This window comes from Pedobacter ghigonis (assembly GCF_903166585.1).
Taxonomy (GTDB): Bacteria; Bacteroidota; Bacteroidia; order Sphingobacteriales; family Sphingobacteriaceae; genus Pedobacter; species Pedobacter ghigonis.
The window spans coordinates 1-21097 of the sequence record NZ_CAESCM010000007.1 but is presented as its reverse complement, the minus strand read 5'-3'; the positions used below and the strand labels follow the sequence as shown (position 1 = coordinate 21097).

Genomic DNA, 21097 nt, shown 5'->3' with positions numbered 1-21097 from the left:
TCACTTTTATTTTTTGCCACAGATGTGCAGCTGAACAAAGGCTGTAAATCTGTGGCTTTTTTATGTCTCGATTATCCCTGCGAAGTCAGCTATTGCGACCTGATTTTAAAGCAGATCTCAAAAATAATCAGCTGTCAATTCCTGATCGCTAAAAATTAGATTCCAATCTTTTATTATTTGTTTTTTACAGGCTTAACTTATTGTAGTTTAGGTTGTAATGCTGTGGTTGTTTATGTGTAAGTTGAATGCTACAGCTGCAGTTTGACAGCAAAAAAAGCATCAATAATTATCAAATCAATGGTGGTTTAGGGTTACAGATATCATCAATTTTACTAAGTCAAATAAATATTACCTAACCAAATTTTCTAGTAAACCTTTATGAACAAAAACTAACCTTAATCTTTAAACCAAACCAAATGAATTTATGTATACACAACTAAAATTATTATTAGTAAGCTTAAGTATAAGCTGTTTGATGCTGATATCGGTTCGCACACAGGCCCAGGAAATTATTGCTGTAAGCGGAAAAGTGCAAGACTCGAAAGACGGAACACCATTGCCGGGTGTTACCATAAAACCAGAAAAGGGTACCGGTGGTACCACCACAAATGATAACGGAAATTTTTCTATCAGCGTGCCACGGGGCAGTAAACTTGTTTTTTCGCTGGTAGGTTACACGGCTAAAACGGTAAATGCTACCGGAACCAGTATAACAGTTCAGCTGGATAACGCCCAAAACGATCTCGAAGAAGTAGTTGTGGTAGGTTATACCACGCAAAAAAAGGAACTACTTACAGGTTCTGTTGCTCAGATGAAAGTAACCCAATCTGATACTGAAATACCTACAACCTCGGTTGGTAATCTGTTGGCTGGTAGATTAGCAGGTGTATCAGTGAGCACAGCTAATGGACTTCCCGGCTCACAACCAAATATTAGAATCAGAACCTCAAGCTCATGGAACCCAGTGTCGGTTTTATATGTAATTGATGGAAAAATTTCAAGTCAGGGCGATTTTAATAACCTCAGTCCGAACGAGGTTGATAATGTTACCGTACTGAAAGATGCGGCCACTACAGCCGCCTATGGTTCGAGGGCTGCCGGTGGTGTAGTATTGGTAAATACTAAACGTGGTACTTCAGGTAAAGCTACCATCAGTTATTCGGTAAACAGTGGTAAAGATGTGCGCGGTAAAAACATGGATTTAACCAGTGCATTAGAGTGGGGCTCAATCCATGCAGGTATCTGGGGTATGGGCGTAGGTGGTCCTGCAGGTAGCCCATGGACTCAAACAGCTTATGATTATTTCGCCAACAATGATTTTGGAGGTGGAAAGGGATACGGATTCGATTTACTTAAAGATGTATATCGTGATCCGTTTACCACGACACATAATTTAAGCGCATCAGGAGGCTCAGATAAAGTTAAATATTTTATAGGCGCCTCTTACGTAAAGCAACAAACCTTTATCAAGAACACAGACTTAAAAAAATATAACGTTAGGGCTAATATTACAGCTGATTTAAATAAAGATTTTTCTGTTTTTGCAGGTTTATCACTAAACGATAACTTAACCTATGCACCTACTGGTGATCTGGGAGGAGATACTTACCCTAAATTGTTATTATGGCAACCCTATATGCCATCGTACACCCGAAGTGGCTTGCCTGTAGATTATTTTTGGATCTCCAATAAATCAGGTGAAGCAGATGGTTTAGCGGGGTACAGTAACGGTGAAACGATTAAGCCAACTGTGAATCTAAGTGCAACTTATAAAGTTCCTTTTGTAACCGGATTGAGTGCTAAAGCAAGCTTTATTAAGTCATTTTCTAATTTTCAAAATAAACAATTTACAAAGCCATTTACCTACTATCAACTAAAACAGATCGAACCAATTATTTGGGATCTGGATAATATTGTTGGTTCAAGATTAACAGCACATACACCAAGATTGGAACAATTTGCTTCTTGGAGTAAGGAAGAACAACTGAATTTTCAATTATCCTATGATAGAAGCTTTGGTAAGCACCGTGTTAATGGAACATTGGTGTACGAAGGTTACGAAACCAGAGAAGCGGGGGTGGATGCGGCAATTAATGGTTTTCCGCTTTACACTACTGATCAGTGGTGGGCGGCTACAGGTGGCTCAGGTTTAGTTAATGGAAGCCCAACAAAATCTGTTAGCAATAGCTATGGTATAGATCGGACTGTAGGTCGCAGATCGTGGATCGGTCAATTCTCTTACGACTATGCCGGTAAATATATTGCCAACGTGGCCTATCGTTACGATGGCTCTATGAACTTTGCTCCTGATAAACGATGGGGTTTCTTTCCATCGGCTTCAGTAGGCTGGATTTTATCTAAAGAAAAATTCTTAAGCAATGCGAAGTGGATAGATATGTTGAAGATAAGGGCATCAGTAGGACGTACAGGTAACGATGTTTATGACGAAAACGGAGATGGCGTTATTGATCAAAATGATAGGGTAGCTTATAGATGGCAGGATTCTTATCGATCAGGAGCTAGTGCCTTCTATGGTGATACACCAGGTTTATATCCTGGAATCCAATATTCAGGCCTATCGAACCCTTTTTATACCTGGGAAAAGCACTTGAATAAAAACATTGGTGTAGATTTCACTTTCCTTAAAAACTTTAATGCAACATTCGAGTATTGGAGCGATTACACTACCGACATTTTGGGCGGAAGAATCCAGACTACACCTCCAACCTTTAGTCTTTCACTTCCTCCAGTAAATTACGGTAAGGTAAAAGGACAGGGTATTGATTTTAGTTTAGGTTACAATAATAAATTCGGGCAGGTAAACTTTAACGCTGGTATTGTTGCTTCGTATGGTTATGCCCGCTATATAGAAAGAGACGTAAACATTACTTATGATTATCAAAATATCTTAGGCGAAGGCAGGGCTACTAGTATGGTGGTTGGTTATGAGGTCGACCATATGATCCGTACACAAGGCGATCTGGATGCCTGGAATGCAGCCAATCCTAACTATAAGTTTAATGGAAGAGCAGTGCAGTTAGGTCAATTTGTTTACAAAGATTTGGGCAGTAAAAATGGTATGGGCGTACCTGATGGGGTAATCGATGATAACGATATAGCGGTTCTTAAAAAAAGGAACAATCCGGTAGTTATGGGGCTTAACCTGGGGGTAGAATGGAAAGGGATAAGTATTAATGCCAATTTTAACGGCGCATTTAACTATGTAAAATCATTTAATGATTTAGGTCAGGGTGTAGAATGGAACAGGATGTGGCAGGCATGGTACGATCAAGCCTGGACTCCTCAAACACCTGATGCCTGGTTGCCTAAGCGTTTCAGCGCAAACGATGATGCCAGAACTGTGAATTTAAGCGGCAGTAATTTTTGGCTTGCAGATGCAAGTTTCCTACGCTTAAAGAATTTAAATGTGGGCTACGTAATTCCACAAAAGTTATATAAAAAGTATGTGAGTAGCATCAAGATATATGGATCAGGTTCTAATTTATTTATCATCAGTAAATTCAATCGTAAATATTATGATCCTGAAATGAATAGTGGTACAGCATTCCCGATTGTTAAGTCATACAATTTTGGATGTACAGTTACTTTTTAATGATTATTAATGTAAAAGAAATGAATTATGAAATTTAGTAATAAATATAAATTAATCGTTTTTGCCTTACTGGCCTTAGGTGGCTGCAAAAAGGGCTTAGACTATGAAAATACTGCTGTTATTAATCCCGATAATGTTTGGACTAATACCAATATGATCAAAGCCTATTTGAATGACGTGCATGGGGGGAGTATGCCTGGATGGCCGTTGGGTAGTGGGGCTAGTTCAGATGAGGGACTAAATGGAAGTGGTGTTAATTTGGGAAATTACCAGCAAGGTGTGATTACAGCCGCAACTAATTTTACAAACCTTAACTATACCTATATCGATAAAACGAATTATTTCCTTGATCAGGTAGAAAAGGTTTCTCCAAATATTCTGGCCGAACCTCTAAGAAGTCAGCTAATTGGACAAGCTAAATTTTGGCGTGCCTGGACGTATTGGGGAATGGTAAGCCAGGTAGGAGGAGTGCCCTTAATTCTGCATACACAAGATGCGACTAACCCTTCAACATTAAAAGTACCACGGAGTAAAACTTCGGAGTGTGTAGCACAGATTATTAAAGATCTGGATGATGCAGCGCAATTACTGCCTGCAACTTTTACCGGCGAAGATTATGGAAGAATTACCCGAGTAGCAGCTTTGGGGTTAAAAGGAAGGATATTAATGTGGTATGCAAGCCCTTTGTTTAATCCTACCAATGATCAAACCAGATGGCAAGCTGCCTATGCAGCTACCAAAGCTGCCGTTGATGCTGCCAATGCCGCAGGTTACGGGTTGTTTGCTAATTACCGTTTAATCTGGTATTCAGCAAATAAAGAACAAATAATGGTTAATCAGTATTATTACCAAGATCATTACATGAACTTCGCACCAATAAGGCCGTTACCTTTTACCAATGGTTCTACCAATAACGATCAACCCCTTTTGCAATTGTTACTGGCTTATCCTAAAAAGGATGGTAGTACCATGCAGTTCGATAAAAACCAATTGTCTGACCCAGCTTATAATGCCCAGTTTTTAAATGATTTCTATACTAACCGCGATAGCCGTTTTTATGCTACTATTTTTTGCGGAGGCACAGTGTATCCAACACCTGATGTGAATACCATTGGCATGACGGCGCCAAGATCGCGTTCTTACTGGAATGCCTGGACCTGGAAAACCGGATCAACGCCCAATGCTGTACTTACGCATAGAGATGGTTCGTTTCAGAATATTTCTCCAATCATTCAGAATGGCGATGAAAATGCGGTTACAGGTTTTTTCCAACGTAAAGGATTGGATACCCTTTTAGATAGAAATCAGTTAGTTGGTGTGGCTACTGGGTCGAAGAGTTACTGGTCGCCAATGCGTTATGCTGAATTGCTAATGAATTTAAGTGAGTGTGCTAATGAAACAAATAAACCGGCAGAGGCACTCAATGCTATCTATCAAATCCGTCAGCGAGCAGGTATAAATGTGGGTATTGGAAATTATGGTGTCACGGCAGCATCTCAAACAGATATTCGAACCGCAATAATGAATGAACGCCAGGTAGAATTTGCTTTTGAAGGGTTCAGATTTAATGATTTGAGAAGATGGAAACGCTTCGATATTTTAAATAATCAGGTTTATAGGCATGGTTTGCTTTTAATGCTTAAGCAAGGTGCAACACTTCCGGCTAATACAGATAATATTATGACAGCTTCTGTACGGACAAATTTTATGGCTGTATATGTCGATAATCTGGATCGGAACGCAACCATAAACCAGAAATATAACCTGGATTTAAATCACTGGTTTAATGCATTGAACCCTGCGCAAATTTCAATTGAACCTGATATGTTACCGCAAAATAAAGAATGGGGTGGAACCTTCGATCCGCTTCAATAAAGACTCAATTAGTTAGGAATAATTAGTTATGATTAGTTTGTTTTAAAAAGGAGGGGGGCGAGCCCCCTCTTTTGGGTAGGAGCCCTTCAATGTAAAATAAATTAACACAGGGGATTGAAACAAAATACTTTCTGAAAAACAACAAAAAACCTCGAAATTAACAACAGGCAAAAGTTTAAAAAGAGATGAAGATTATAAAAAGGTATAAACAGCTCGGTTGTTTATTATTGGCTACAGCATTTATACAATTGCCGGTGTTTGGGCAATTAAATAACGAAGCAGAAACACAAGGTTTACTTAAAATGTTAAGTGGCAGCATGCGCTTGAGTGTGCAGCAATATTCGGGTACAAACCTGCTGAGCGAACAACAGTTTAGGCAAAATTCACTTCAGTACAATGGTGCAAACTGGCAATTGAAAGTACAAACCGCAAAAGTTGCTGGCGCACCCGAAGCCATTGATGTAACCACCCGTTTTATGCTGGAAAAAGGAGCCGCAACTTCAACGGCAGTATCAGCTTCATTCGATTTTAGTAAATGGAGCCGCGATAATTACGTCTTGGTGCCCGCAAGTGTTTATAATGGCAACCGTTATCATGCTATTGGCAATTCGTACAATCCGGCTTACCCAGCCGAAATGTACTATAATCCTAATGTGCCTTTAACCATTTCTAATAACCCACGGCTGGCCATCGAAAAAGGTAAAGCATCACGTATTGAGCTGCAAAGTACCAGTACAGCCACTCCTGCGATGTGTTTTTACTCGCAATCAGCAAAAAAGGGTTTTATTGTACTTACGGGGCAGCAATCGGCTTTTGGTAATAACGGATTGAGCATTAGCGAAAATGCAGCGCAGGATAGTTGTAGCTTTAGCATAACTACGCCTGCCATGCGTAAACTGGCGGCTGGTTTTGGCGATTACCATGCAAGTGGCGATAAAGCACCCGATTGGAAAAGTGGTGATGCGCTTAGCCTCAGTTTCAGGATTTATGTTTTTACCGCCAACAGCATTCCCGATTTGCTGACCAAATTTATGAAGGTGCGCAAAGCATTTACCGGCCCCAACCAGCCGCGCAATCAATTACCAATGAGCAAGGAACTGGAAATGGCAAGAACCATTTGCAGCAACAACTTTATTACGGTGCCTGCCGGAAGTTATTATACGCCCGAGAACGGTAACGATTTTCAACTGGGATGGGTGAGCGGGATGATCAATACTTACCCCATGCTGGCCATGAACAATGAAAAGGAACGGAACCGGGTGGCTGCAGAGCTCGATTTTGTGATGAACAAATTGCAGGGCAAAAGCGGCTACTTTTATGGTGGTATAACCGCTGAAGGGGAAATCCGTCCCGAAGAAATGAATGCAGCTTATCCTGAAATACAGGCCATGGTGCGTAAAAACGGCGACGTGCTGCTGTGGTTAATGAAACATTTAATGCTGTTCAAAGCGCAGGGCTATGGCCATATGATTAAACCTGAGTGGGAACAGGGAGCGCAGAAATTAGCAGCCGCATTTACCAATACCTGGAAAAAAGATGGGCAGTTCGGACAGTTTATTACCCCCGAAAACGGTAAAATAGCCATTTACAATTCAACCGCAGGTGCCATTGTTCCTGCCGGTTTAGCTATGGCTTCGGCTTACTTTAAACAGCCTGACTGGCTGGCGGTGGCTAAAGCTTCAGCTAACTATTATTATAACCGCGATGTGGTTAAACAAGGTCTAACCGGTGGTGCTTGTGGCGATATTTCGATGGATTCGGATAGTGAAACCGCATTTGGCTTTATGGAATCGTTAATGGCACTATACTATTACACCGGCGATAAAAGCTGGTTAGACAAAGCTGAAGTGCAGGCTGCACTTTGTGCCACCTGGGCCATATCTTACGACCCTGTTTTTCCAGCAAAAAGTCAGATCGGGCAATTGAAATGTAATATGGCCGGGGCAATCTGGGCCAGCATTCAGAACAAGCACGCTGCGCCGGGTATTTGTACCTCTTCTGCTGATTATCTGTTTAAACTTTTTCGGGCAACAGGGAACCCTTTGTATGCCGACCTGATTCGCGATATGCAGCATGCGCATGCAGAAGCCGTTAACGTACCTCCTCATCACCTTACCACCAATAATTTAACCGGCTCAAGCATGGAACGCATTCAGCCCAGTGATGCGGAAGGAAAAGGCAGTATTGGCAATTTTATCAATACCCGTAACTCGTGGACCGAAACCAATGGCATGCTCATGGCCTTAGAGCTACCCGGTATTTACCTGCAAACCGATAAAAAGAAGTTATATGTGTTCGATCATATTACCGCCAACATTATAAAACAGGATGCTAAAGGCACGGTGCTGCAATTAAAAAATGAAACCATCCACGATGCCAGTGTTACCCTATTTGCCGAAACCAGCGTTACTGCAACGCAACCTTTGGGCTATAACAATTTTAGCAAATGGCCTAAAGCAGCGGTAAAAGCAGGTGAGACGGTAAAAGTAAGGCTTGGGAAAAGCGGAGAAGTTACTGTTTTGGGTGGCAGTGAGTAAAACAGTAAAAGAAATTAAAGAATCAATAAAGCATTGGTAATAGTCAAAATTGCAATAGTTATTTGTGCACAGAAAAAATATTTTTGTTCGTATAGGTAAAGCGTAAATTAGAGAGATGCAATCATCAAAATATTTGTCAAAGTGTGTTTTAGGCACTGCCGCCTTAGGTGGTATATGGGGACCGGTCGATAAGAAAGAATCGGTCAGTGCCATATTATTGGCGCTCGAATATGGTATGGAAGCCATTGATACCGCGCCTGCTTATGCTGATGCAGAAGAAATTGTAGGTGCAGCCCTAAAGCAATGGAAAGGAAAGCTGCCACGCATCAATACTAAGGTGGGGCGCTTAAAATGCTACGCTACCGACGAAGGGATTTATGATTATTCCCCTTCCCGAATGGAAATAAGCGTATACGAAAGTTTGGCTACGCTGGGTGTTGAAGCAATTGATGTTTTGTTTTTACACGATCCTGCCGCGATTGCACAGCACGATGATTTAGCGGCTATTTTTAAGCAGATGCAAAAGTTTAAACAAGATGGCCTGGCCAAAAAAATTGGTATCGGCGGCAATGTACCCGATTGGTTTAAGCAGTACGATTTTGCATCCGTATTTGATGTGGTGATGGAGTTTAACCGTTTAGATGCCTGTTACAACGATGCGCTGAATACCAGTATGCCTTATTATCAGGCCAACAACATCGAATTCTATTCGGCCAGCCCTTTACATATGGGCTTGCTGGGCAATAAATATCAGCAATTTGTAGATACGCCACCCGTTTGGATGGATAAAGAAAGTATCGAAAAAGCCAAACAGATCAAAACGATTGCCGATAAGTATAATCTGCCGCTGTCTACCCTGGCACACCGGTTTATCCTTAGCATACCAGAAGATTTTAAAATGGTAATTGGCCCGGGTAATTCCGAGCAATTGTTAAAAACCTTATTTGATATCCAGGGAGGGGCTTTGCCTGAACAGGTTTTTAAAGAAATAATGAATTTGAACACAATCTTAAATGAAACACGATGAACGCTATCGATAACGAAATATTCCATATTCACTCAGTTCAGGTCAGGCGCTTAGCCCCTGTACAGGCCATTACCCCCTTTCAGGATGCAACGATGGGCCCTTTCGGTACATTTAGTTTATCGATAATCACCCTGACGGATGAAGATGGAAATATAGGCGAAGCACCCGTTTTTAGTGCTTATACGCACCTGCTCGAGGTATGTATGCTGCCTATTTTATTTCACAGCCGCAATATTCCCTATAAAGAACTCCATCAAAAACTATACTGGTCTATTCGCAATGAGGGTTTTAGGGGAACTGCAGCTTCTATTTTAGGGCAGATTGATTTAGCCCTGTATGATTTGGCTGCACGCCGAAATGGAAAACCTTTGCACCGCTATTTAAATGCCGGTAAAGACGATGTGCTGATGTATTGCAGCGGTGGAGGCACCAACTATTCCTATCAGGAACTTGAAAAGGAGATCGAGTATTTCCTGAAATGCGGTACCGATTGTATCAAAATGAAGGTCGGGAAGAATTTCGGTACAGCCATGCAGGAAGATATTGAGCGGGTTAAGCATGTACGTAATATCATTGGCGATGATATTAAACTGGCGGTTGATGCCAATCAGATCTGGAATGTTGATCAGGCCCTGCAGTTCATTAGCGGGGTAGAAGCTCAAAATATCGAATGGTTCGAAGAGCCTGTACATTCAGCTTCAATAACCGATATTGCCTTGTTATGCGAAAAATCAGTCATTCCCATTTCTTTTGGCGAATCGGAACGGAGTGCAAAGGTTTTTCCGGCTTTAAAAAATGCAGGGGTGAAACATTTGCAACCTACGCCTTATTACCTGAGTAGTATCGGGGAGTGGATGGAGGTCCGCGATTTAGCCGTCGGGGCCGGGCTCGATTTCTCATCCGGAAGTTATTCTTTATTTACAGCCGGTATTTTGGCTGCTGCTCCCGAAAATTTCAGGGTAGAATACCTGTACACCCTAATGCATGGACTGGAAACCTATTTTTCGGTGCGTCCTAAGTTAGAAAACGGAAGGTTTGTTTTACCAGATATTGAAGGGCTGCCCGTTAGGATTGATTGGGATTACTGGAACCGTAAAGGTAAAATAGACATGAATAAAACCTGGACTGCCGAAAAATCGAATTCCTATAGTCCAATTGTTTTACTTTAATTGCCTGCAGGTATATGGATGTTTCATTAGCCCTTATTGATTATGTTGTGCTGCTTGGCTACCTCATGATGTTGCTTTTTGTGGCTTTCTACCTCGGCCAGAAAAAGAAAAACGCCACAGATATTTTTTTAGGAGGCCGAAGCCTTACCTGGTGGCAAATCGGCTTTTCGCTATTCAGTGCCAATGCAGGCCCGATGATGCTGATCGGCTTTGCCAGTATTGGTTTTACAAAAGGAGTTGTAGGAAGTAATTTCGAGTGGCTGGCCTGGATTTTCCTGCTGCTGCTGGCCATGGTTTTTGTACCGCATTACCTCACCACCAAAGTAAGTACCATGCCGCAGTTTCTGATGGTGCGGTACGGAAAACGGTCGTATAACTTCCTAACCATTTACAGCCTGGTATCTATCATGGTTGTTTGGCTGGGAAGCGGTTTGTATGCCGGAGGTTTGTTAATCTCGCAGATCTTTAACTGGCCTTTGTTTAAGGCGATGGTACTGGTGGCCATTATTGCAACCAGTTTTACCACCCTGGGCGGACTTAAAGCTGTGGTTAGAACGGGGGTGTTCCAGTCCATCATCATCATTATATCTTCTATTGTGCTCACGGTACTTGCCATAAACAAGATCGGAGGCATATCACAACTGGTAAATGCAACCCCGTCTTCATACTGGCATTTATTCCAACCGGCTAAAGATCCCGAATATTCGTGGGTGGCCATTGTTTTAGGCTATCCGGTAGTGGCTATTTATTATTGGTGCACCGATCAAACCATTGTACAGAAAGTACTGGCTGCAAAAGATATTAAAGAAGGTCAGTATGGTGCGGTTTTTATTTCGGTGCTGAAAATTATTATGCCCTTCATTTTTATATTTCCGGGCATCATGTGTTTTGTTTTGTATAAAGATATTGCCAAACCCGATAATGCTTACATTACCCTGGTTAAGCAGTTAATGCCTCCTGGTTTAATGGGTTTGTGTATTGCAGCCTTGATTGCAGCATTAATCGATACCATTTCGTCGGGTTTAAATTCGTTCAGTACCGTATTTACTTTAGATGTGGTGAACCAGTATAAAAAGCTTAGCGAAAAACAAAACCGGCTGGTTGGCCGACTGGTAACTGTTCTGGCTGCAGTTATGGCTTTGCTTATTGCCACGCTATATTCCTATTCGGGCAAGGGCTTTTTCGATTTAAGCCAGGGTTTGGTATCCATTCTGGCACCGCCACTTTCTGTTGTTTTCTTAATGGGAGTACTTTGGAAAAAGGCCAATAACAAAGCCGCCGAAGCGGTATTATATGGCGGTGGTCTTCTTTGCATTGTACTGGGCCTTTGTCATATCCTCAACTATCCATACAAAGGCTACTGGCCACATTTTTTGCTGTTATCCTTTTATATCTTTTTAGCCTTATCGGTTATCATGGTGTTGGTTTCGCTTTTTACCAAAAATACACACGAGCATCCGCTATTGTCTATTGCCGAAACCAACAGGCAGTTTAAATATAAATCAACCCGGGTTTGGGTATTATGGGCTATTCTCGCGGTTGTAATGATAGGCATTTACATTATCTTTAATTAAAAACGATCTGATGATTAAACAATTTCCGAATACATTGATTTCCAGTAATACAACCTTTTTGAAGGCTAATTTTCGCCGCCTGCTGCTTGCCGGCTTTTTGTTTTGTATGGCAATGCAGGGATGCCAGAAGGCGGCCGAGCAAACGAAAAACAAGGAACTGGTTTTCGTAGTTAACCTGGTCGATGATGAAAAAAAGGTTCAGGAATACCTGAATTACCATAAAAAAATCTGGCCCGAAGTAGAAGCTGGTTTTAAAAAGGCAGGCTATAAGAAAATTACGCTTTACCGTTTCAATAAATCGATAGTGATGATCGTTACTGTGCCCGAAAATGCCGATTTAAACCGCATGGGGCAGGTAGCAGAATCGTACAGCGAAAAGTGTAAAGCCTGGAATGCGCTTATGAGTAAGTACCAGGTTGGCGTTACAGGCGTTGCCCCGGGACAAAAATGGGCCCAAACCGAAGAGATCTATTCTTTTATTAATCCCTAAGCTGATTAGGGATTAATCATTTAATCTGCATACTCTTTTACAAACGACCTGGGCGACTGACCTTTAATTTCTTTAAAGTGTTTGTTAAAGTTCGACAGATTATTGTGACCGCTGTTGTAGCAGGCCTCGCTTACATTGCAGGTGCCTTCAATGAGTAGTTTGGCGGCAAAGCCAATCCGTACCTCCTTAATAAAATCGAGTAGGGTTCGGTTCGTTTTAGCTTTAAAGAAGCGGCAAAAAGCAGCCGGATTCATATTTACTAAGCTCGCTACATGCGAAAGTGAAATCGTTTCTTTGAAATTTTTGAAAATGTAATCGTAAATCAGGTTGATTTTATCCGCATCGGCAGAGTTATCGACGATGTTAAAACCCGGGGTTGCCAAGATAGAATACTCGCCCGATTGCGCCAATACATCGAGCAAATGCAACATTAGGGAGGCCCGGTGCAGCCCCTTGGTAATCAGCATTTCCTGCAACAGGTTTTTTGCTGTTTCTAAGGTATTGCCGGTAAAACGGATTCCTTTAGAAGCATTGTGAAACAACTCCTTTAAATGGCGGGCTTCGGGTTTATCCAGTAAATCCTTACCTAAAAAATCAGGAAAAAAATGAACTACAGTAACACGGGGTTGCTGGTAGCTGTTTACACTTCCATAATATTGCCAGCAATGTGGCAGATAGCCGCCCATCAATATTAAATCAGATCCTTTAAAATCTCCGGTATGGTCTCCAATAAATCGTTTGCCTTCACAATTTTCAATCAGTGCAATTTCAAAGTTGAGGTGGCACTTCATGTGCGTGTACTTGATCAATTCAAGTGGCTCAGTGCGAATGGTGAATGATTGGTTAGGTGGAAAGTTAAAGTTCTCGTATCTGTATTCCATAAAATGTATTTCTACCGCTTAAATATCACCATTTTAGCTGAAATACGCAAGCATATTTATGATTATATTACGGTGTTTAGTTGAAATTTTATTTGACTAGTTTAACGTTTAGTGCAGGTTTTAAGTATGCTTTTTTAATTTATTTAAAATAATGTTTTGTTCGATCAATGTTTTTTTAGTGTATATAAATAGTTGTTTCATTAGTGAAAATAAACCATGAAAAAATTAATTCCCATAGTGTTATTTATCTTCCTGTCGTTAATTGTAAAGGCCAGGGAAATCAAAATTTTAAGTCCCGATAAGCAGATCGAATTAACCTTAAGTACAGGTACTGCCGATAAACCTGGGTTAACTTATAGGGTTAATTTTAAAGGGCAGGTCGTACTTGCTGCTTCACCTATGGGTTTTGAATTTGAGCATCAACTGCCTTTATCCAATCACCTTCAGCTGGTTTTGGCTAAAGAAAAATTAATTAATACCAGCTGGAAACCTGTTTATGGCGAACGGGATAGCTATCGGGATCATTACCGCGCGGTTACCATTCAATTAAAAGAAACAACTAAGCCTTTTCGCTCTTTTTCTATCGATTGCCGCGTGTACAATGAAGGACTGGCTTTCAGGTATAACATCAATACTAACAAGCCTTTAACCATTACCCGCGAGCTTACCGGCTTTCAGTTTACCGAAGATCACCCATCCTGGATTGCTCAGCACTCGCAGGCAAGCTACGTAGCAGGGAAGGTTAGTAAAACTATGAATGAAACGGAGCGGCCTTATGTAATTAGAACGCGTCCCGGTTGTTTTGTGGCTTTGGGCGAGGCCGCTTTAACCGATTATACACAGATGAGGTTTAGCCGTGCTGCTACCGACAGCTTATTACTACTGGCTGCGCTCAAAGGAAAAGTAGTTTTTGATCGAAGTTTTTCTACTCCATGGCGTTATGTAATGATTGCCGGTTCTGAAGCTAAACTGTTGGAAAATAATTATTTATTATTAAACTTAAATAAGCCGAATGCTATAAAAGATGTATCGTGGATAAAACCCGGTAAGGTAATTCGCGAGGTTACTTTAACCACTACCGGAGGCAAAGCCTGTATCGATTTTGCCGCTAAGCATAAGCTCAGCTATGTAGAGTTTGATGCTGGCTGGTACGGGCACGAATACGATAACGCGGCCAGCGCATTGGCTGTTAATGTCGATACTTCCAGATCTCCTGGACCTTTAAACCTGCACGAAATTATTGATTATGGAAAGCAGAAGGGCGTAGGTATTATACTCTACGTTAACCAAAGGGCGCTGTCAAAACAACTCGATACCATTCTTCCTTTGTACAAATCATGGGGCGTAAAAGGCATCAAGTATGGTTTTGTGAATGTAAGCTCGCAAGCGCATATTACCTGGCTGCACGAAGCCATCCGAAAGGCTGCAGCTCATCAGCTGATGCTCGATATTCACGACGATTACCGCCCAACCGGTTACTCGCGTACTTATCCCAATTTAATAACCCAGGAGGGGGTGAGGGGCGATGAAGAAAGCCCCGATAACAGGCAGGCCTTAATTACCATATTTACGCGTATGCTGGCCGGCGCTGCCGATGCTACCAATTGTTATTTCGCCCCGAGGGTAGACCAAATGGGCTCACATGCTTCGCAAATGGCTAAAGCCATCTGTATTTATAGTCCCTGGCAGTTTGTGTATTGGTACGATCGGCCTGCTGGTTCGCCCTTGGGTAAAGGCGGAGCAGGGACCAATATTTCGGCGGCAAAAGCAACAGTGCCGGTAATCACAGAAATTCCAGATCTGGCCTTTTACGATGATTTACCAACCGTATGGGATGATACCCGTGTGCTCAATGGCAAAATTGGCGCTTATGCAACCATTGCCCGAAGGAGTGGCAATAACTGGTATGTAGGTACTTTAACAGATGAGGCCAGGAAGTTCAGTTTAGCTTTCAGTTTTTTAAAAAAGAATGTAAAATATGAAGCCACAATTTATGCCGACGATGCCAGCCTGCAAACAGATACTAAAATCCTGATCAGACGGATGAAAGTAGATTCGGCAACTGTTTTAGATATTGATTTAAAGAACAAAAATGGTGCGGCCATAGTTATTAAAGCCTTAAACAAGTAGAACGATTTTAAACTCAAGGCCGATAGGATTTTATATCATCAAAAAAGCATCGGTAAAAGTCAAAATTTGAGGAGTTTTTAAAGAGCGCTGTTTCTAATTTAGGCCAGACAAATCATCCCTTATTCGCTCTTGGATTAAGCATACAAGCTCTTCCCGGCCATTTGGTTGGGAGGAGTTTTTGGTAAATAATGCAGGTATTCTAAAACCTATTGTAAAAAAATAGAACGCCAGAATTAAAGGTAAATGCTGTCCAATTTTAGGGTATTACAAGTATGCGGCTGCAAATAAAACATCGGTATTGGTCAATTTACCATCAGTTTTGAGGGCTGTAAATTGGCTAATTTAGCAGTGATGTGATCATCGATCATCATTTTAATAAACCACACACAAACAAATTCATGAAAAAAACACTATTGATTAATTTTGTACTGCTGCTCCATTTTCTGAGTAGCCGGGCACAGTCTACACAACTAAAAACCGAGGATCTTGCCCTGAACATTTCCCCTTCAGGACAAATTACCACCCTGTTAAACCCTAAAACCGGCAAGAACTATCTGGCTGGCGGAGTAAAGGCATCCTTATTACAAATTCAAACCGGCCAGCAGTGGGAGGAACCAACGCAAGCTGCATTTAATGGTAAATCGGGCACCCTTACGCTGACTTTTGCAGGTTCGAAAATTACTGCCGATGTTAAAATTATCCAGAAGAAAAGCCACCTGGTTTTTGAATTGATACGTTTAAGTGCAAAAGATAAAGTAAACGCAGTGATTTGGGGACCCTATCCAACCCTAATTGGTAAAACCATTGGCGAAGTGGTTGGTGTAGTGCGCGATGGAAGTTATGCCATTGGACTTCAAACTTTAAATGTAAAAACGCTGGGCGGTGTGCTTAATAATGCAGAAGGAGCCGATTATTCAAGAGGTTCGGTAGCGGTAAGTCAGCCTTATGGCAGTAGTTTGCAGGCCTTTAGTCTCGATCGCTCACAAGACAGGATACATACCGTATGGAACCAATATCCAAATATGCCGGTTAAGGCAATTGCAAACGAAACCACTGTAGGTTCGAAAATTGCACTTTTTGGAGCGCCTGAAAATGAGGTATTAACGCGTATTGGTGCAATCGAACTTGCCGAAGGCTTGCCACACCCCTTAATTAATGGCGTTTGGCACAAACAGTCGCCCGAAACCGGAAGAGCCTACATGATTTCTGATTTCGACGAAAGCAATATCGATTCTATGTTGAACTATACGCAGCAGGCAGGACTAATGTCGCTCTACCAGGAGGGACCCTTTCAATCGTGGGGACATTTTATTTTAAACCCAACCGCCTTTCCACATGGCAACGCAGGTATGAAAGTTTGTGTAGATAAGGCATCGAAAAAAGGCATCCGTATTGGCGTACACACCCTTAGTAATTTTGTGAACACCAACGATCCTTATGTTACACCAGTGCCCGACAAGCGGCTTGCTTTAACCGGTAGCTCCATCTTAACCGAAGAAATAGCACCAACAGCTACCGAAATTACAGTCGAATCCAACGAGTATTTTAAAAATATAAAGCCAAGTACACTACACGCAGTGCTTATCGGCGATGAAATTATCCGTTTCCGCGAAGTAACGGCTACCGCTCCTTATAAATTACTCGATTGCCAGCGTGGGGCTTATGGCACCAAAGCCCTTGCACATGCCAAAGGAACAGCGATTGGGATGATGATGGATTATCCTTACAATACACTCTTTACCAATTTTAACCTTCAACAGGAAATTGCCGGTAATTTAGGTCGCTTCTTTAACGAAACAGGCATTTCGCAAATGGATTTCGACGGACACGAAGGTTGTTTATCGGCCGGGGAAGGTGATTATGGTATGCAGGCTTTTGCCGAGAAGGTTTTTAAAGATACCAAACACACTTTGGTTAACGGTACCAGCAGATCTAGTCACTACTACTGGCACATTTGCCATTACTGGAACTGGGGTGAGCCCTGGTACGGCGGATTTCGCGAGTCGCAGGGCGATTACAGGTTAGAAAATCAGCCTTTTCTCGAAAGAAATTATATGCCAAACATGCTGGGATGGTTTTTACTATCCTCTACAACCACCGCTGAGGATATAGAATGGATGATGGCCCGGGCTGCCGGTTATCATGCAGGTTTTGCTTTGGTTGCGCGTTATAAAAACCTGCAAAAGAATCCAAATACGAGTCAGTTACTCGCACTCATTAAACTTTGGCAGGAAGCTTACAAAAAGAACATTTTTAGTGCCGACCAGCTTAGCCGCTTAAAAAATCCTGAAAACGATTTCCATCTCGAACAACATAGCCAGGGCTGGAAACTGTATCCATTTAAAAAAATAAAGTTTGAACATGCCAAGCAGCTACTACAGCCGGGGCAACCTACCTTTTCAGAGTGGCAATTTACCAACAGCAATGCAGAGCAGCCTTTAAACTTTACGCTTACATTTACCGGCAAAGAAGGCGTGATCAGCAATCCGTGGTTAGAGCTGGATGGTTACTTTAAGTTGGAACTACCCGGCGAATTTGAAGCCGGAAACTCTATTGTATGCAATGGTACAACAGTTAAGGTTTACAACAGCAAAGGCGGTTTTAAAAAAGAAATTACTTTAAAACAGCCTGTTCCAGCCTTAAAAACCGGTAAACACACCATCAAATTTGATTGTGGATTTACTGAAGAGAGCGAAATCATCAACAGGTTTATCATTAAAACCATAAGCAGTCCGGAGGTTATAGCAGCCAAATAACTGTTTGTTAATATGATTGTTATCGCAGTTTAATTTAAGTAAGTGATGAATGACTGAACTTGCACAGGTGGGGTAGTAAATAGCGCGCTTGTGCAAGGTTCATTAAGAAAGCTATGGGTATGGCAAACTAGCATGCTTAATTTAAGTTATATTTGAAACCAGGTTAAACACAATTGAGTAGCAGGACGCAAAAACCTTTAACTACAATGAACATTTTCGAATCACGATATTACATGATTGCTCATGAGAAGTATAGCAGAATTTAAAAAGACTTTAACAAACGATTTTCCGGATGCTGCGCTTTCTGCTCAGGTTAAGGCATTGTGGTATGATGGAAAAGGAGCATGGGATAAAGCCCACAACCTCGTCGATCACCTCAGTGATCAGGAGTCAGCACATGTTCATGCCTACCTGCATCGCAAAGAAGGTGATGAATTTAATGCAGGTTACTGGTACAGGAAAGCAGCACAGCCCTTTCCTTCGCAAAGCCTCGATCAGGAATGGGAAGAATTGGTTTTGAAGTTTCTACCTCACTAGCGCAGGTCCTAGCGGACAGGGTTGCGGTTTGGTCGACTTGTACTTATAATATCCGAATTGGTTTTAATGAAGTACATTCAGTCCGTTACGCAGGTTATGGGTGCTAAGACTTGCGTCAGAGTGGGCTTTAATAATTTTGTTACAGGCTTACTTAAAATGGTTCGCTGGTTTCCGGAGTTTTATAATTAACATAATTACCCATGTTACGTTCAAGATCATCGATATGACTATGACTAACCTTGAAATATTAGGGTCAGCGTCATTAACAAACATAAGTATTCCAACACTTGACAAGGTGAACGCTGCAATAACAATATAAAGTATCTTTTTCATAGTAAGTTTATTTTAGTTAATCTTGGAATATACCGCAAGGACGTGGGCCTATACCTCCACTGGTACATACAGCAGTTGCCGAAGCTAGAAATAGTGCTTTGCAGGCAACATTAAAGCTGCAGCCAATATCGCAGACAAAGTCGGCAGCGCATTTATCATTTGTTTCTTTATATACACGATTAATACAAGCATAGCAACCTTCCATTTGAGCTGGCCCATTTGGATCTACAAGCATCAATTTCTCACGTTGTCCGCCACTAATCTTAACGTTTACATCACCGAGATTCTTATCATTAACAAAGCCAATATATTTTTTGTTCTTATATTCCTGAATATTCAAACAGTCCCTCTCAAATCACTAACAATCATTTTATCATATGAAGTTGCGCTATCGTTGGTATGTTCAATACCTAAAGGAAGATAACTATCGGAATTGATAAAATGATATAAAAATAATGCCTTTTCAGGATTGTTTTTATACAAAATTTTATAAAATTCCAGCGTATCTGTTTCGTTTACCTTTGATAAAGTCACTGTTGAAAGGTCTAATTCCGTTATTGCATTAAGATAAGCCTTTAGAGATTTACTTTTAATAACATCAGGTAAACTTTGGACTTTTGTTTCGCTTTTAAGTGTAAAGCGTTCAAGTTTTGAATTATCAACAATTTCATTCTTTTTACAAGCATAAAATAATGATAAAGTTAGAGATCCCAACACAAAAGCGTAAAGGATCATTTTTAGAGTTTTGGTTTTCATAGTTTTTGAAAGGATTAATTTAAATATTCACAATTATAATAATCAAATAACTGTAATTTTTTGGTTACTAATTTTTTTACACCAAATCGAAACCTGATTGTGTATATATTAATTGTTTTATGATTTTAATGTCTTTTTTTACACGAAACCCAATACGTTTATTAATCCTCTCTAGCGCAAGTCTTAGTAGGTAGAACATTGCTGCTTCCTGACTTGTGCTTTTAGGATCGGAATTGGTTTTAATGAAGTACTTTCAGTGCGTTGGAGCTAAGACTTGTACCTGAGCCTTAATTTTTGTATATTAGGTTAAACAAAAGCAATAATATCCCATTTTAGTTAATCTGATTAAAAATCCATAAAACATCACAACACCCCACCTTTATTCCGCATTTACTCCACGTTAAGGCCACCTTTTAGCCAGGCTTGCGCTATACCTGCTTAACCCTATGTTTAGTCCTGCTTTAGTTAAACATCGGTAAAAGCTTAGTGCTGTTGCCTCCCGCCCATACCACAGGTTTAGCTAGCTTTCGGTCGGTGGGTTAAGAATGGCCGGAGAAAAGGTTAAGAAACGATGGAGTAGATACCCACTTAAGCCCAGCACCCTGCTACTCGTTAGTCGGGATTTGTAATCTAATCGTATTTGGGTTAGTTCCCTCAGATTACGCAGATTTAATTATTATCATTTCGTCATTGCGAACCGAAGGGTTGCTGGTGGCGCAGCGTGAAGCAATCTATTAAGGAGATGCCTCGCTGCGCTCAGCACGACAGATCCGGTAGAAGAACCGTCATTGCGAACCGAAGGGTTGCTGGTGGGGTAGCGTGAAGCAATCTACTAAGGAGATGCTTCGCTGCGCTCAGCACGACAGATCCGGTAGAAGAATCGTCATCTCGATCCGATAGCTATCGGATGAAGCGCAGCGAAATGGAGAGATCTTTAAATAGATTTCTCGACTAGGTTGCACTCCGCTCGAAATGACGACACTGGAGTGGCTGTCCCTAATATTGATTTTTATGAAATAAATTAACCCTCAGCATTACAGGCTCCGCTAGTTATTTCCCACAGATTACGCTGAATACGCAGACTGGATTATTATTGCGAACCGAAGGGTGGCTGGTGGGGTAGCGTGAAGCAATCTATAAAGAGCTGCTTCGCTGCGCTCAGCATAACAGATCCGGTAGAAGAATCGTCCTTTAGATTTGTTTTGATATATTCTTATTTAAGAAAGACTACTATTTATTTACTTAAATTAAATATCAGATTACCTAAAGCGGTAGCGGCACATTACTATGTTGTCAAGGTTTTTATGCCTAAGAGATGATGCAATCCGCTACCGTTTTTTCCCTTAGTGACCAGATAACAATTAGGGTAATACCCATTATTAAGGACTAGGATCGATGGGGTAAAATTTAGGTAACTAT

Annotated in this window: 13 protein-coding genes; 10 read left to right on the top strand and 3 right to left on the bottom strand. The window is 41.3% G+C overall.

What is annotated here, in order from left to right; genetic code table 11:
• Positions 1-424 precede the first annotated feature (424 nt).
• From HWV58_RS11680 to HWV58_RS11650, 7 genes are all read left to right on the top strand, one after another.
• On the top strand, positions 425-3613 hold the full coding sequence (locus HWV58_RS11680) for a SusC/RagA family TonB-linked outer membrane protein (protein WP_175634272.1): 3189 nt from the start codon (positions 425-427) through the stop codon (positions 3611-3613).
• Between the two features lie 27 nt (positions 3614-3640).
• A complete protein-coding gene (locus tag HWV58_RS11675) occupies positions 3641-5488 on the top strand; it encodes a RagB/SusD family nutrient uptake outer membrane protein (RefSeq protein WP_175634271.1) in 1848 nt (615 codons plus the stop codon).
• A 185-nt stretch (positions 5489-5673) separates the two neighbouring features.
• On the top strand, positions 5674-8025 hold the full coding sequence (locus HWV58_RS11670; protein WP_175634270.1) for a hypothetical protein: 2352 nt from the start codon (positions 5674-5676) through the stop codon (positions 8023-8025).
• Positions 8026-8158: 133 nt separating this feature from the next.
• Entirely contained in the window at positions 8159-9052 is an 894-nt protein-coding gene (locus HWV58_RS11665) for an aldo/keto reductase (protein ID WP_175634269.1), read from the top strand.
• A complete protein-coding gene (locus tag HWV58_RS11660; RefSeq protein WP_175634268.1) occupies positions 9049-10221 on the top strand; it encodes an enolase C-terminal domain-like protein in 1173 nt (390 codons plus the stop codon). Before HWV58_RS11665 ends, HWV58_RS11660 begins: the two co-directional genes overlap by 4 nt.
• Positions 10222-10235: 14 nt before the next feature.
• The gene (locus HWV58_RS11655) at positions 10236-11795 is read left to right on the top strand and encodes a sodium:solute symporter family transporter (RefSeq protein ID WP_175634267.1); all 1560 of its coding nucleotides are present in this window, start codon (positions 10236-10238) and stop codon (positions 11793-11795) included.
• A 10-nt stretch (positions 11796-11805) separates the two neighbouring features.
• A complete protein-coding gene (locus HWV58_RS11650) occupies positions 11806-12285 on the top strand; it encodes an L-rhamnose mutarotase (protein WP_175634266.1) in 480 nt (159 codons plus the stop codon).
• A 20-nt stretch (positions 12286-12305) separates the two neighbouring features.
• Here the strand turns inward: HWV58_RS11650 and HWV58_RS11645 are convergent, their stop codons facing one another.
• Positions 12306-13166, bottom strand: coding sequence for an AraC family transcriptional regulator (locus tag HWV58_RS11645; RefSeq protein WP_175634265.1), 861 nt, complete (start codon positions 13164-13166; stop codon positions 12306-12308).
• 216 nt (positions 13167-13382) lie between these two features.
• Between HWV58_RS11645 and HWV58_RS11640 the strand changes: the two genes are divergently transcribed.
• The 3 genes from HWV58_RS11640 (at position 13383) to HWV58_RS11630 (ending at position 18589) form a co-directional block, all read left to right on the top strand.
• Positions 13383-15296: a glycoside hydrolase family 97 protein gene (locus tag HWV58_RS11640; protein ID WP_175634264.1), complete on the top strand. Its 1914-nt coding sequence runs from the start codon at positions 13383-13385 to the stop codon at positions 15294-15296.
• 398 nt (positions 15297-15694) lie between these two features.
• Positions 15695-18052 (top strand): hypothetical protein, encoded by a 2358-nt coding sequence (locus HWV58_RS11635; RefSeq protein ID WP_175634263.1) that lies wholly within the window; start codon positions 15695-15697, stop codon positions 18050-18052.
• Between the two features lie 243 nt (positions 18053-18295).
• Positions 18296-18589, top strand: coding sequence for a hypothetical protein (locus tag HWV58_RS11630; protein WP_175634262.1), 294 nt, complete (start codon positions 18296-18298; stop codon positions 18587-18589).
• A 349-nt stretch (positions 18590-18938) separates the two neighbouring features.
• On the opposite strand, the gene HWV58_RS11625 is transcribed toward HWV58_RS11630, so the two are convergent.
• Positions 18939-19262 carry a hypothetical protein gene (locus HWV58_RS11625; RefSeq protein WP_175634261.1) on the bottom strand — a complete coding sequence of 108 codons (324 nt, stop codon included), beginning with the start codon at positions 19260-19262 and terminating at the stop codon, positions 18939-18941.
• Positions 19259-19678 carry a hypothetical protein gene (locus tag HWV58_RS11620; RefSeq protein WP_175634260.1) on the bottom strand — a complete coding sequence of 140 codons (420 nt, stop codon included), beginning with the start codon at positions 19676-19678 and terminating at the stop codon, positions 19259-19261. Before HWV58_RS11620 ends, HWV58_RS11625 begins: the two co-directional genes overlap by 4 nt.
• Positions 19679-21097 lie beyond the last annotated feature (1419 nt).

What these genes read in the sequence shown, in the direction of transcription:
- HWV58_RS11670 (WP_175634270.1), top strand. Translation starts at nt 5,674, where the DNA reads ATGAAGATTATAAAAAGGTATAAACAGCTCGGTTGTTTATTATTGGCT.
- HWV58_RS11675 (WP_175634271.1), top strand. Translation starts at nt 3,641, where the DNA reads ATGAAATTTAGTAATAAATATAAATTAATCGTTTTTGCCTTACTGGCC.
- HWV58_RS11655 (WP_175634267.1), top strand. Translation starts at nt 10,236, where the DNA reads ATGGATGTTTCATTAGCCCTTATTGATTATGTTGTGCTGCTTGGCTAC.
- HWV58_RS11660 (WP_175634268.1), top strand. Translation starts at nt 9,049, where the DNA reads ATGAACGCTATCGATAACGAAATATTCCATATTCACTCAGTTCAGGTC.
- HWV58_RS11630 (WP_175634262.1), top strand. Translation starts at nt 18,296, where the DNA reads ATGAGAAGTATAGCAGAATTTAAAAAGACTTTAACAAACGATTTTCCG.
- HWV58_RS11645 (WP_175634265.1), bottom strand. Translation starts at nt 13,166, where the DNA reads ATGGAATACAGATACGAGAACTTTAACTTTCCACCTAACCAATCATTC.
- HWV58_RS11620 (WP_175634260.1), bottom strand. Translation starts at nt 19,678, where the DNA reads ATGAAAACCAAAACTCTAAAAATGATCCTTTACGCTTTTGTGTTGGGA.
- HWV58_RS11640 (WP_175634264.1), top strand. Translation starts at nt 13,383, where the DNA reads ATGAAAAAATTAATTCCCATAGTGTTATTTATCTTCCTGTCGTTAATT.
- HWV58_RS11650 (WP_175634266.1), top strand. Translation starts at nt 11,806, where the DNA reads ATGATTAAACAATTTCCGAATACATTGATTTCCAGTAATACAACCTTT.
- HWV58_RS11680 (WP_175634272.1), top strand. Translation starts at nt 425, where the DNA reads ATGTATACACAACTAAAATTATTATTAGTAAGCTTAAGTATAAGCTGT.
- HWV58_RS11635 (WP_175634263.1), top strand. Translation starts at nt 15,695, where the DNA reads ATGAAAAAAACACTATTGATTAATTTTGTACTGCTGCTCCATTTTCTG.